Source organism: Streptomyces sp. NTD107, assembly GCF_059510435.1.
On sequence record NZ_JCAJZV010000001.1, the window covers coordinates 798,633 to 812,033 of the forward strand.

Sequence of the window (13,401 nt, forward strand, 5' to 3'; positions counted from 1 at the left end):
TCCCAGAGTCAGTACGTGCGGAACTGGGCAACCTGGCCAGCCTCATGGGCCGGGGCCGCCAAAATCAACGGGTTTTTCCCGGCCACCGCCGCAATTCGCCGGGGCGTGCGGAAAACCTCCGATAATCCCTCGGAAATGCTTTCCCACCGTCGGCCGCGCTCCCGGCCGGCCGGGGCCGCCACGTACCATACGGGGATGGGACATGGAGCCGACCGCCGGGGCGCCCCGGCCGCCAAACTGGACGCGGAGAGCGCCGCATCCGTGGCCGCGACCCTCCAGGCGCTGGCCACTCCCTCCCGCCTGCTGATCCTCTCCCGGCTGCGCGAGGGCCCGCTGCCGGTCACCGAACTCGCCGAGGCGGTCGGCATGGAGCAGTCCGCCGTCTCCCACCAACTGCGGCTGCTGCGCACCCTCAGCCTGGTCAGCGGCAGCCGCCAGGGCCGCAGAATCGTCTACAGCCTGCACGACCACCATGTGGCACAGCTCCTGGACGAGGCCGTCTACCACATCGAACACCGCCGCCTGGGCCTGCACGACCAGGCTCCGCAGCCCCGGCCCTCCTGAAGGGCGTTGCCGAAGGCTGTTCTTTGCAGGCCGGGCCCCGGTGGAGGCGGTGGTGATCGCGCGGTGACAGCGAGGTTGTGCCTGTGGGCGAGGGCCTGGACGGTCCCCGGCGCCACCCGGCGGGACCGGGAGCGGCTCATCGGACCGGGCGGCGGTCAGCGGGTGCACGCCATCGAGTACGACCGGCCGGAACGGATGCGCACCACGGTGCTGTACGCGTACCGGCTGCCGGCCCACCCCTTCCGGCCGTTCGGAGATCCCGTTCCGCACGCCCACGTGGCCACCGTCGCCGTACGGCCGCTGGGACCGGCGGAGCCGGTGGGGGATCTGCTGGAGCTGCACCGGGCGGCAGGCATCCAGCCGCGGGTTCTCGACAACCTGTGGCCGTACTGGGCGGCCGTGACCGCCGGCAGCCTGGGGTTCAGCGGCATCAGGCTGCGCAATGCGAAGCCTGCACCGCCTCATCGGGGCCCCGCGAGCTGATTCCCGTTCAGAAAAGGAATGCGCGAGGTGTTGACGCCGGGCACCCGTGCTCCCACCATGAGGGGCATCCCCGCTGAGTGGGAGCGCTCCCATCCGGGTCGCGTGGTGCGCGCCCGCTCAGCGGTGGGTTCAGCTCGTCGCGCTCCACGGAGAAGGGCCGCAGCCATGCCATCCCCCACGTCGCCCCGCACCCGGCCGAGCCGGGCCGTCCCATGACCACCGGGCCGGTGACCCGTACCCCTTGCGAACGCCCGGCGCCCCGGCCGGTCCCGGACCGCCGCCCGCTGTTGTGGGCGCGGCTCCGTGAGACCAACCGGCGCAGTGCGTTCAACCGGCGAAGCCGGGGCGAGGGCCTGTAACCAGCAGTACGGCGGCAGCCGCCCCCGATGGGCGGTGGTTGCCGGACCCGTGCACCGACTTCCCGCACCCGTCGGCGTGCCGCCGCTCCGGACCCCCGCGCAGGGGGAGCCCCGGCGGGTCGCGGGCGCCGCGCCGCTCCGGTCCTGTCAGGGACGGCAGGGACCGGAGCGGGCCCGCTCCGGACGGCCACCGCCCCCAGCCGGGCGGCCGTCCGGGGCGGACGCGGCGCCGCTCCGCATGAGGTGCCAGAAATGCGCCGTCGTCTGGGAGCGCTCCCAAATGTACGGGTTCTCCCGGCGTTTCCACGAGGCCCCGGCCGGCGGCTGTCCGAGCCATGACCATGACCGAGAAGGGCCTCTCGACATGCCATCACCCACCACCGCGGAACCCTCCGCCCGCGCCTCCCGGCGCTCCGCCCCACCGCCGGCCGCCGATCTCCCGCTGCCGCTTGCGGTCCGCCGCGCGCTGGCGGTGCTGCGGATCGCGACCGGCGTCATCTTCCTGTGGGCCTTCGTGGACAAGACCTTCGGCCTCGGCTACGCGACCGCCTCCCAGAACGCCTGGCTGAACGGCGGCTCCCCGGCCCGCGGCTACTTACTCGGCGTCAGCGCCGGGCCGCTGGAGTCCGTGTACCAGTCCTGGGCCGGCCAGGTCTGGGTCGACTGGGCGTACATGGCCGGCATGTTCGGCATCGGCGCGGCGCTGCTGGCCGGGGTCGCGCTGCGGCTCACCGCGCTGGGCGGCGGCCTGATGCTGCTGATGCTGTGGCTGGCCGAGTGGCCGCCGGCCCGGCATCTGTCGGACGGTACGCCGAGCATGTCGCCGAATCCGCTGGTGGACCAGCACGTCGTCTACGTCGTCGCCCTGGCGCTGCTCGCACTGTGCTCGGCCGGCCGGACCTGGGGCCTCGGCGGCATCTGGGCCCGGCTGCCGCTGGTGGCCCGCAACCCCTGGCTGCGGTGAAGGACCGCGGGCGCGCGGGGAGTGAGTGACGGCCTCCCCCCGCGCCCGCCCCGCCCGGCACACCGGCCCGCCGCCCACGGACGGACCGCTGCGCCGGGCCCCCGGGCTCCCGGGCGCGCCCCACCCCCTCGCACACGGCCGACGCCGCCCGGACGCGGTCGGGGTGCGGGGCCCGCCCCGAAGCGCGCGGCCCGCGGGCGATCGGCGGCGGTTCCGTCGGCGCGGTGTCGCCCGCCCCGCTGCGGCGCGGTTGCCCCGTCCGGTGCCGGCCGGCGCGGGCGCCGGGCCAGGGGCGGTGCGCCCCGGTTCTGCGGTTGCCGTCCGGGGCCGACACCGTGATCCGGCCTGCGGTGCTCTCCGGGCACGTCGCCCGAACGCCGCCCGGCTCTGACCCGAATGGTCTTGGCTCGCGGGTGGGTGGGGACCGGTGGCTTCGTAATGGAGGGTGGGGGAGCCGGACGCCGAAGGGAGCCGTCATGGGGACCGTGCCGACCGTACGAGCCGAGGACACGCCGGTCGCCGGTGCGCCCGGGCCGGCCGCGCCGCCCGCCGGGCCCGGCTATGCCGGGCTGCTGATCACCATGACCGGAGCCTTCCATGTGCTGGCCGGGCTGACCGCGCTCGGGCGCCCCGAGTACTTTCTCGTCGCACCCGGCGGGCTGATGGCGCTCGACTATCCCGCCTGGGGCGTCATCTGGCTGCTGCTGGGCGGCGCCCAGTTGCTCACCGGTGCCGCCCTCCAGCGCAACCGGTCCTGGGCCACCGGCGCCGGCCTCGTCCTGGCGATGGTGGCCGCCATCGCCCAGGCCGCGTTTCTGGCGGCCTTCCCGCTGTGGTCCGTGCTGATCATCGCGCTGTGCGTGGTGACCCTGCACGCCCTGTGCCTGCCCTCCCGATCCCGATAGCTGGGTGCCGCTGCCGCCGGGGTGTCAGCGCGTGGCACCCGGCGGCAGCGGCGGTCAGGGGGAACGGCGGACGACCGTCGTCATCCGGTCACCGTCGCCTCACAGATCCACATCTGAGCAGGAGTAGAAGGCGTTGCCGGTATCGGCCACGTCCCACACCGCAAGGATCAGATGCCGGCCCGACTTTCCGGCGGGCACGGTGCCTTGGTGCGCTTCGTTGGCGGCCGGGTGCCGGCCGCCCAGGGGGACGGTGAGGAACGGCTGCGGCTCCAGGTCGGCCCGGGTCAGCGGCGTCCTGGGGTCGTATCCGTTCCGGGTGATGTAGTACCGGAACTCGCTGGTGCTGTGGGTGGCCGTGAAGGTCCACCGGAAGGTGTACCCCTGGCCCGAGGTCAGGCGGGTGGCCGGCCAGCCGCCGCCGCGCGGGTCGTCCAGCTGGGCGAACCTCGTGTTGCCGCCCGCGCAGATGCGCCCGTCGGCGGGGCCTGCCTGCGGGAAGCCCTTGGGGCCTTCCACGCTCTGCGGCTCCCACTGGATCTCGCCGCAGTTGCTGACCGCGCCCTGGGCGCAGTACGACTGACGGCTGGTCGGTGCGGTGCTGTAGCCGTGGGCCTGGGCGGTGCCGCCGGTGCCGAGCACCGTGATCGCGGCGAGCCCGAGCCCCGTGGCGGCGGCGGTGATCTTTCTGCGCATGCTTCGCTCCCGGAGATGTGGGGGGTGAAGAGCTCCGTGCACGGGTGCGAGTGCTGCGGTCTAGACCAACTCCGACGGTACTGCCGGATGTTGCGTCATGTCCATACCAATGAGTGGACCCGGATCCCGGCACGGGCGCGCCGCTGCCCCGGGACCGGCCGGGACCGTCCCCGGCCCGGCCGGCCCCGCCGCGCTAAACGTTGTAGCGGTACTTCACATGCCGCCAGAAATCACGCGCCATCCACGCGTCGAACTCCGTCACCTGCGTCGCCGAACCCGCCTTCATCAAGAAGTTGGGCACCCCGGTCGGCGTCCAGTCGTAGAAGTCGTCCAGCCCGAGCGTATGCCCGATCTCGTGCAGCAGGATGTGGATGTTCGGCTGGTTGATCGCCCCGACGAAGTACTCCCGGCCGATCCGCTGGCCCCAGTCGCCCCCGGCCCCGCCGCCGAAGCCGTCCGTCAGCCACAGCGACTGGTCGTAGTGCCGCGCCGCCCCGCCCGGGCAGCGCGGGTAGCTGCCGTTCTGGTTGAAGAACCGGCCGCACTCCGGGGCGCACTGCGGCGCCCCGCCACCGTCCAGATTGCCGATGTACAGATCCACCGCGTTGTCGGTCCACTGGAAGGTGGACCGGTTGGCCGTGGCCCAGCCCACCACATTGATCTGGACCCGCGCCTGCGGGAACCCGTCGAAGCCGCGCATCTGGTCGTACCACTTGTCCGACTGCTCCTGGAGCACCCGGTGCACCTGGTCCCGCAACTGCGCGGTCACCGGGGCGTTGGACTCCCAGCGCACGCAGTAGTTGAGATAGCCGCCCCCATTGGCCATCAGCTGATCCCAGCCGTAATTGCGGAATCCGTACAGGTTCGGATAGGTCTGCTCCACGTGCTGCCAGACCTCGTTCAGCGGCTGGACGAGATGGGCCGGCGGATTCCAGTCGGCCGCCGCGCCGACGCTCGCCGGTGCCGCAGCCGCCACCGCTGCCGCCGGGGCCTCCCGGCCCACCGCCGCGCCGGCCTCCTGCGTCACCGCCGGCCGCTCGGCGGCCGTCGCGGGAGCGGTCAGCGCCGTACCCAGACCCATGGCAGCCGCGGCCACCGCGATCACCATCGTGGCGCGCCATCTGCGCCCAGACCTCAGGGGGGACATGCACTCTCCTAGCGTGAGGGAGACAACGGACATGACACGACGTGACATGACGGACGACGTCCGCCCGCACGCCCCGTCCGTCCCTCCGTCGTCGCCCGTGCCCCGGAGGTTGCCGCCCGCACCCCATCTCAGGCGATCGTGTCCAGATCCGATCGGTGCACCTGATGCCCCAGCGGCCGGCCCGCGTACAGCGCCGCCGCCTCCTGCACCACCACCTCGCCCAGCCGCTCCAGTTCATTGCCCAGCGCCCCGGCGATGTGCGGGGTCAGCAGGACCTGCTCCAGACCGAACAGCGCCGAATCCGCCGGCAGCGGCTCCGGCTCGGTGACATCCAGCACCGCCGATATCCGGCCGGACACCAACTCCGCCTCCAGCGCCCGGTGATCCACCAGCGAACCCCGGGCGGTGTTGATCACGGTCGCGCCGTCCGGCAGCAGCGCCAGCCGACGCGCGTCCAGCAGCCCCCGGGTGGCGGGCACCGCCGGGGCGTGCAGGCTCAGTACATCGCTGACCGCGCACAGTTCGTCCAGCGGCAGCGGTCGCACGCCCAGCTCCCGCGCCTCCGCGTCCGGCAGATACGGATCGTGCACCGCCACCCGGAAGTCGAACGGGCGCAGCAGTTCGATCACCCGGCGCCCGATCCTCGACGCCCCCACGATGCCGATCCGCCGCCGGTAGTTGCCCATGGAGTACGTCCGCCCCGCCGCCGGCAGCCGGCGGGTGGCCGCGTACCGCGCCGCCGTACCCAGCACATCCTTGCCGCTCAGCAGGATCGCGCCCAGCGTGAACTCCGCCACCGGCAGCGCGTTGGCGGCAGCCGCCGAGGACACCGAGAGCCCGCGCTCCCAGCAGGCCGGTGTGATGTGGTGTTTGACGCTGCCCGCCGCGTGCAGAACCGCCCGCAGCCGCGGCAACCCCGCCAGTACCGGCTCCGTCAGCGGCGCACACCCCCAGCCGGTGATCAGCACCTCCACCTCCGCCGGGTCGACGCCGCCGGCCGCCACCGGCTGCGGCGCGGCACCCTCCGGCAGCCGCAGCACATCCGACAACCGCTCCCGTACCGCAGGAGGAAACAGCCGGGGGAGATGCGCCGGGTCCATGACGAACAGCCCGGCGGGTCGCCCGCCGCCGTTGTTGATGCTGGGCATTGGTGCTGGTCAGCTCCCCATTTCAGAAAACGTTGTCTGCCCACCCTGAACACCGGCCCAAGACCACGTCAAGGGCATGAAGCGGCGAAGTCCACCACTCACCCTGGGGTTAGACTGCGCCGAATGAGGAGAAACGCTTTCTGCGGAGCGCCGTCATGACGCCGGCCGGCGGGTCGCCGGCCACTCTGCGCGATGTCGCGGAGCGGGCCGGGGTGTCGATGGCCACCGTATCCCGCGTCCTCGCCGACAACTACCCCGTGGCCCAGCGCACCAGGCAGCGGGTACTGCGCGCCATCAAGGACCTCGACTACGTCGCCAACACCCACGCCCGCGCCCTGCGCGGCCGGGGCACCCCCACCGTCGCCTTCGTCCTCAACGACGTCCGCGGCGCCTCCTTCGCCTCCGTTGCCCACGGCGTTGAGGAGGAGGCCGCCCGGCGCGGCCGGATCTGCCTGATCTGCACCACCCAGGGCGACCCCGAACGCGAACTGTCCGTGGTCCGCACCATGCGCGAGCAGGGCGCCGGCGCCGTCATCCTCATCGGCGGGGTGGTCGACGACGCCGCCTACCGCAGCCAGATGACGGCCATCGCGCACTCCCTGGACGCCTCCGGATCCCGCCTGGTGCTGTGCGGCCGTCCCCCGCTGGGCAAGGACGTCCCGGCCACCGTCGTCGAGTACGACAACGAGGGCGGCGCCTACGCCGTCGTCAGCCGGCTGCTTGCCCAGGGACATCGCCGCGTCCTCTTCCTTGGTGCCGCCGCCAACGGCTCCACCACCGCCACCGGCCGGCTCGCCGGCTACCGCAGAGCGCTGGCCGACCACGGCCTCCCCGCCGACGAAACCCTCATCATCACCTCCGAGTTCAGCCGCGCCGACGCGTACGACAAGCTCACCGCCCGGCTGCGCGAAGGCCGCGATTTCACCGCCGTGTGCGCCGTCACCGACACCGCGGCCGCCGGCGCCCTCGCCGCCCTCGACGACTTCGGCCTGCGCGTCCCGCAGGACGTCTCCCTCACCGGCTACGACGACGTCGACCCGGCCACCGACCTGCGACCGCAGCTGACCACCGTGCACGTGCCGTACGAGGAGGTCGGCCGCACCGCCGTACGGCTGGCGCTCGGCCTGCGCGAGGGCGAGGTGTCCTCCGCCGCCCAGCACGCCGTACTCGGCACCCATGTGGTGATCCGCGACTCCACCGCACCACCACCGTCACCACCCCGCCAGGGGGCGTCGTCCCCGGCCAAGGAGCCGCCACCATGACCGCACCCGGCAACAACAACCCCGTACTGCCCGGCCACCACGCCGACCCCGACATCCTCTTCCACGCCGGCCGCTGGTGGCTCTACCCCACCACCGACGGCTACCCGGGCTGGTCCGGCACCCGCTTCACGGTCTTCTCCTCCGCCGACCTGACCGAGTGGACCGCGCACGGCACCGTCCTTGACCTGGCCGATGTCGGATGGGCGCAGCGGCACGCCTGGGCCCCCGGCGTCATCGAGCGCGACGGCGCCTTCTGGATGTACTTCAGCGCCGACCAGCAGATCGGCGTCGCCCGGGCCGACCGCCCCGAGGGCCCCTTCACCGACGCGCTCGGGCACCCCCTCGTCGCCCGCGACGGTTACGGCCACCAGTCCATCGACGCCGCGGCCTTCCGCGACGAGGACGGCGCGTACTACCTCTACTTCGGCCAGGGCGGCATGCAGGCGGTCCGGCTCGCCGACGACATGACCTCCTTCGCCGGCCGACCGGTGAACATCGCCCCACCCGGCTACAACGAGGCCCCCACCGTCTTCCGCCGCTCGGGCCGCTACTACGCCATGTGGTCCGAGAACGACACCCGCAGCCCCGACTACCGGGTGGCCTACGGCGAGATGGCCGGCCCACTGGGGCCCATCACCCCCGCCGCGCACCCGGTGCTCGCCAAGGACGAGGCGCTGGGCATCCTCGGCACCGGCCATCACACCGTCACCCGGGTGCCGGGGCGCGACGAGTGGTACATCGTCTACCACCGCTTCGCCATCCCCGGCGGCGACGGCACCCACCGCGAGGTCGCCATCGACCGGCTGCGATTCGCCGCCGACGGCACCATCGAGCCCGTACGCCCCACCCTGGAAGGCATCGCGCCCGTACACCCCCGATGACCGCCGCCGTACCAGGTGGGGCACCCGCCGGTCCCGCCGCCGCCCCCGGGACGGCGGCGGGACCTTCGCCCGCGCGTCAGACCCGGCCGGGCTGTACCACCTCCACCTCCAGCCCCCGCCAGGCGCTGAGCAACTCCTGCGCCGCCCCGTCCAGCAGGTCCTGATCCGCCGCCGGATCCGCCAGCGCCGCCCCGGCCGCCGCCACCGCGGCATCCAGGACGGCCAGTGACTCCCCGGTGTACCGCGCGCGATCCAGCCCGTCCGCCCGCGTCAGCAGCATCTCCACCAGCGTGCCGTCCGCCGGCATCCGCAGAAACTCCAGCTCCGCCACATTGGTGTTGCCACCGCTCGGGAACACCAGCCGCAGCAGCGGATAGCTCACGGCACGCGCCAACTCCACCTGGTACCAACGGGCCTGCGCGACCCCCGCCACCGTGTACACGTCCTCCCAACTCGCGCCGCCGTCCCGCGACCCGCGCAGCACCGCCCCGTTCAGCCGGGTCTCGAAGCCCGCCCGGGGGTGGAACCGCAGGGAGTCGACGACCAGCGGGCCGGCCGCACCCGGATCGATCTCGATCCATCCGGTGGCGGTCGTGGTGTCGGTGTACGTCAGCACATCGCCGTCGAAGGCCCGCCACGCGTTCTGCGCCGCCGTGCCCCCGCCACTGCCCCAGGGCACCGTCGAGGCGGTCACCATCCCCTGGGTCACCGGGAAGCGCTCCCGCAGCGTCTCGGCGGACACCAGCAGACCGTACGCTCCGTACACCCGGTCGATCAGCGCGGGTTCGTCCGCACCCGGCTCCCCGGCCGCGGCCCGCACCGCCGCCACCTCCTCACCGAAGAGATGCCGGCTGCCACGGGTGTACGGCCCGGCCGGTGTCGCCTCGGCGCGGGCCAGCACCTGCGCCAGGCTCTCGGCCACCGCCGGCGCGGCGACCGGGGAGGTGCGCAGCCCGCCGTCCGCCAGCCGCGCCACCACCTTGTAGTACCGGTTACCGGTGCGCAGCCGGTCGGTGACCGAGGTGGTGGCCGCATCACCTCGGCCCACCAGCGTCCAGCCCGCCGGGTCGAGAACAGGATCGCCGCCGCTGACCGCCGCGTCCTGCGTCTGGTACACCTCGAAGGCCACCGCGTCCTTGGGCTTGTTCCAGCGCACCGTGATCTCGTCGGCCGCCCGCTCGGTGTACGCCAGCACGGTGCCCGCCGCGATCCCGCGCACCTCCACCGACCCGAAATCGGCCCGGTGTGCCGCCGTCACGCCGGCGTGCACGGCGCCCGGCATCGGCGTGAACAGCGAGCCGACCGCCTCCCAGGTCCGGCCGTCCGCCGAGGCGAATCCCGTCACCCGATGGGTGGCGGCGTCCCGGACCAGGCGCAGATACGGATGCGAGGCCGAGGTGAAGCCCGCCACCGCGACCTCGCGCGGACTGCGGCGCTCCTCGTCCCAGTCGTGCCGGCTGTCCCGATTGCGGTCACGCAGCACCAGGGTGCCGTCGGCGGCGGCGCCGAAGTACACATACCGCTGGTAACGGGTGTCCCGGCGCACCGAGTCCCGCAGCATCAACCCGGCGGCCGGCCCCTCATGGCCGTCCAGCCGCGCCGTGACAGTGCCGCTGCCGTCCAGCGGCCGGCTGACGAAGTGCAGCGCGTCGTCGATGGCGCGCCCGGTCAGCAGATTGTCGTCACCCTCGCCGAACCCTCCGCCGTCGCCGCCGGTGATCCGGACACTGTGATCGGGGGTACGGGCGGTACCCGTGCCGATCGATCCCAGCCGGTCATCGCGCCAGCCGCCGGTCAGCCCCTCACTCACCGGCCGGGACAACCCGGCTTGCGCCCGGTAGGACGGCAGCCCGGCACCGCCGGCGCCCACCGGGGTGACGGTGTAGTAGTAGGTCCTGCCGACTCGCGCCGTACGGTCCAGGTAGTACGTCCCGGCCACCCGCTGGGCCAGCACCGCGTACGTCCCGTCCTCGCGGTCGGCGCGCCGGACCGTGTACGAGGTGGCGCCGGCGGCCGTCTTCCAGCTCAGCCCGACGGCATCGGCGCCCGGCACGGCGGTGACGAAGTCCACCCCCGACGGCAACGGCCGGGCATCCGGGACCGGCTCCGGCAGCCGCAGCACCAGCGCGGCGTTCGGCGGGACGTTCACCTGACCCTCCCGCACCCGAACCGCCTGACCCGACACCAGATCGTGCACCGTCCCGCCGCGTACCCCAGGCACCGTGAGCCGATGGGTGCGCTCATTGCCGTACTCGGCCCGGGTGCTGTTGAACGCGAACAGATAGGACCCGTACCGTGCCGTGAGGAAATCCGGATAGCCGGAATAGGCGGTATCCGCCTCGAAATTGTCCCGGCTGACCTCACCCACCCCCGGCTGACGGGTGATCGGCGCGATCTCTCCGGCCAGCGCCTGTGGTGCCGTGCCGTCGGCGGTCTGCTGATCGCTCATGAAGTCGACATCGATATTGTCCAGCCGGGCGTAATAGTCCTCGTACGCGAAGACCCCCTCCGTCTTCAGCTGCACAATGGCGTCGCCCGCCGGCTCGCGAACATGCAGCCGGCCGTTGCCCGCGTAGCCGCGCTGCCGTTCGTTCAGCGCGCCGAAGATGTGCGTGTCGCCGTCCCGCAGCGACACGAACATGTTGTCCACATCCACCTCGGCGAACTCCGCGTATTCCGCCGGATCCACTCCCAGTTCCGCCAGCTCGGCCCCGGTATAGGCAGCGAAATCCGTATGCGGATGCGCCACCCCCGTAACGGCCGACCCGAACCGCTCGTACTCACCGCGCTCCCCGGTCACATAGGCATAGGTGTCCGCGACCCGGTAATCGACCCGGAACTTGTCCCGGACCGAGGAGAACGCCGGAAAGAACTGATGATCCGCCAGCTGCTGCTGCACATAACCCACCGCCTCCCTGGCGTACTCCCAGGTCGACTCCCACTCCGGGCCGGCATACCGCTCCTCGTGCTCGGCCATGTGCCGCTCCAGCGAGGCGTACAGCAGCGCCCGGCCCTCGGAGATCCGGGTGGCATAACCGGGCAGCCCCGGATACCACGTGTTGCGCTCGTCGATGACCCCCTCCATCCGCATGAAGCGGTTGCCGTTGTCATCCACATCCGTGTAGCGGGCGAAGCCACGGGCGTGCAGATTCTTCAGCGCCAGCCGCAGAATGGCATCGTTCAGCGCCTCGTCACCCTCGTGATCGAGCGTGCGGTAGAAATGCTCCGGAAGATAGTTGGTCGACTCGCCGTAGTTGGCCACATAGCCGTTCTCCCGGGTGTGACCGGCCTGCGTCACGGTGGTGTAGTGCTCACCGAACGGCAGCCGCCGTACCACCGTGCCGTCCTCGTTCAGCGCGCTGCGGGCCAGCCCCTTCATCACGATCTGCCGGTAGTCCTCGGTGTACCGGGCCTGCCGGTCATGGAAGAACAGCGAGTGATAGAGATCGAGATCCGTACCGTCAGGGCCGGTGAGCACCTCCTCGCCGAGAAACGGATCCAGGCCCAGCGACTCCCGCAGAATCCGGTGGCTGCGCGCCTTGCCCTCGTAGAAGTCCGAGCCCACCAGCCGCAGCCCCTCGTGGGCCTCCCAAGCGCCCTCGTACGTGTACATCACCTGGTTGTAGATGTAGGAGAGCCGTGAGCGGGCGAAGTCGTAATTCGCCTTCAGCGTCCGCTCCCACGCCAGCCGGCGGGTCAGTGGCTCCCCGCCCCACCCCGCGTCCGCCAGCGAGGTCTCCCCGGCGGCCGTACCGGTGGAAAACGGTTCGTCGAGAAAGGCGTCGAACCGCTCCTGCCCCCAGATGTCCTCGTCGCGGATCAGATTCTCCACGATGTACAGGGCCTCGCCGAGCGCACCGTAATAGCCGCCCCAGTCCGACTGATGCCCGCCGTTCCCCAGCAGCATCGTATTGCCGTAGTAGTCGATCACATGATTGTCGATGGCCTGGAAGATCCGCCCCAGCGCCGCGGCCTTCTCCGCGTCGCTCCGCGCCGGAGACCACTCCTGGAGCAGAGAGTTCGCGTAGAACCGCAGATCGTCCTTGTACCGCTCGATGGAGATCGTCGCCCCCGGATCGGCGTCCAACTGCCGGGACAGCGCGTTGAACGTGTCGACCTGCAACTGGGTGTGACCATCCACCAGTCGCTGCTTCTCCGCCTCGGAGAGATCGGCCGCCGTCCTGGTCGGGGTGGTGTACGCGGGCACCTCCTCGGCCGACCGGTCCAGCCGCGCCCCGGTGTGGGTGTAGGCCCGGTAGTAGCCGCGTGAGTTCTCGGTCACCAGGGCGGAGAAGTTGTTGCTGTAGGTCCGGACGGTCAGCTGAGCCCGCTCCTGGCCGCGCGTCATCTCCAGCGGCAGCAGGATGGTGTTGGTGTAATAACGGCCGGGCAGCGGGCGGACGTTGCCGGTGTTGATGGCCTCGTAGTCACCCTGCCGCCGGTAACCGATCTGCTCACCGTTGAGATAGGCCACCGACTTGTGCGACGAGGCGTCCGAGCCCCAGAACTTGAGGGTGAAGTAGTTCTGCGCCAGCGGATCGACGGCCATGGTGAAGGTCAGATCGCCGCCCTTGATCTGCGGCGGATCCAGCGGCAGGGCGACCCGCGCCGGCTCACCCGAACCACCGGTGACCACCGAGGTGTCCGGGGCCAGCAGCCCATGGGAATCCTCCGAGGCACGGTCGCCGAAGACCAGCACATCGAGGGTGCCGGCCGGTGGGCCCGGCGGCCGGGCCTGGGCCCCGGCGGTGGTGGCGGTCAGCAGCCCGGCGACCAGACCGGTCAGCGCCAGCACGATCCCGGTCAGCCGGGTCGGCGGTCGTTGTTTCGGCGGCCCGCAGGCGGCTCGGTACGAGCGGAGCATGATTCTCCCTTGCGCATAGCAGGAGGAAGGCGGAACAACCGGTTGGAGTAAACGGTTACTCCGCCTCGCCATCCCGTCCCGGCGAGGATGGGAAACGATTTCTAGGGGACGGTACGGACCCTGCCCCGCGC

General features: G+C 71.9%; 10 protein-coding genes. 6 read left to right on the forward strand and 4 right to left on the reverse strand.

Annotated elements, in window-relative coordinates; genetic code table 11:
* Positions 1 to 195 precede the first annotated feature (195 nt).
* The 4 genes from AC5WRL_RS03515 (at position 196) to AC5WRL_RS03530 (ending at position 3,275) form a co-directional block, all read left to right on the forward strand.
* On the forward strand, positions 196 to 564 hold the full coding sequence (locus AC5WRL_RS03515; protein ID WP_496086743.1) for an ArsR/SmtB family transcription factor: 369 nt from the start codon (positions 196 to 198) through the stop codon (positions 562 to 564).
* Positions 565 to 627: 63 nt separating this feature from the next.
* Positions 628 to 1,047 carry a DUF6886 family protein gene (locus tag AC5WRL_RS03520; protein ID WP_496086744.1) on the forward strand — a complete coding sequence of 140 codons (420 nt, stop codon included), beginning with the start codon at positions 628 to 630 and terminating at the stop codon, positions 1,045 to 1,047.
* Between the two features lie 723 nt (positions 1,048 to 1,770).
* Positions 1,771 to 2,370, forward strand: coding sequence for a hypothetical protein (locus tag AC5WRL_RS03525; protein WP_496086745.1), 600 nt, complete (start codon positions 1,771 to 1,773; stop codon positions 2,368 to 2,370).
* Between the two features lie 476 nt (positions 2,371 to 2,846).
* Entirely contained in the window at positions 2,847 to 3,275 is a 429-nt protein-coding gene (locus AC5WRL_RS03530) for a DUF7144 family membrane protein (protein WP_496086746.1), read from the forward strand.
* A 99-nt stretch (positions 3,276 to 3,374) separates the two neighbouring features.
* Here AC5WRL_RS03530 and AC5WRL_RS03535 read toward each other — a convergent pair whose 3' ends face one another.
* From AC5WRL_RS03535 to AC5WRL_RS03545, 3 genes are all read right to left on the reverse strand, one after another.
* Positions 3,375 to 3,968 (reverse strand): lytic polysaccharide monooxygenase auxiliary activity family 9 protein, encoded by a 594-nt coding sequence (locus AC5WRL_RS03535; protein ID WP_496086747.1) that lies wholly within the window; start codon positions 3,966 to 3,968, stop codon positions 3,375 to 3,377.
* A 193-nt stretch (positions 3,969 to 4,161) separates the two neighbouring features.
* Complete coding sequence (locus tag AC5WRL_RS03540; RefSeq protein ID WP_496086748.1) at positions 4,162 to 5,115, reverse strand: hypothetical protein; 954 nt, start codon at positions 5,113 to 5,115, stop codon at positions 4,162 to 4,164.
* 128 nt (positions 5,116 to 5,243) lie between these two features.
* The gene (locus AC5WRL_RS03545) at positions 5,244 to 6,263 is read right to left on the reverse strand and encodes a hydroxyacid dehydrogenase (RefSeq protein ID WP_496086749.1); all 1,020 of its coding nucleotides are present in this window, start codon (positions 6,261 to 6,263) and stop codon (positions 5,244 to 5,246) included.
* Between the two features lie 155 nt (positions 6,264 to 6,418).
* On the opposite strand from AC5WRL_RS03545, the gene AC5WRL_RS03550 reads away from it, so the two are divergent.
* Together AC5WRL_RS03550 and AC5WRL_RS03555 are read left to right on the forward strand one after the other, a co-directional pair.
* The gene (locus AC5WRL_RS03550; RefSeq protein ID WP_496086750.1) at positions 6,419 to 7,525 is read left to right on the forward strand and encodes a LacI family DNA-binding transcriptional regulator; all 1,107 of its coding nucleotides are present in this window, start codon (positions 6,419 to 6,421) and stop codon (positions 7,523 to 7,525) included.
* A complete protein-coding gene (locus tag AC5WRL_RS03555; RefSeq protein ID WP_496086751.1) occupies positions 7,522 to 8,406 on the forward strand; it encodes a family 43 glycosylhydrolase in 885 nt (294 codons plus the stop codon). The genes AC5WRL_RS03550 and AC5WRL_RS03555 overlap by 4 nt, the downstream gene beginning before the upstream one ends.
* 76 nt (positions 8,407 to 8,482) lie before the next feature.
* Here AC5WRL_RS03555 and AC5WRL_RS03560 read toward each other — a convergent pair whose 3' ends face one another.
* A complete protein-coding gene (locus AC5WRL_RS03560) occupies positions 8,483 to 13,270 on the reverse strand; it encodes a DUF1349 domain-containing protein (RefSeq protein ID WP_496086752.1) in 4,788 nt (1,595 codons plus the stop codon).
* Positions 13,271 to 13,401: the final 131 nt, after the last annotated feature.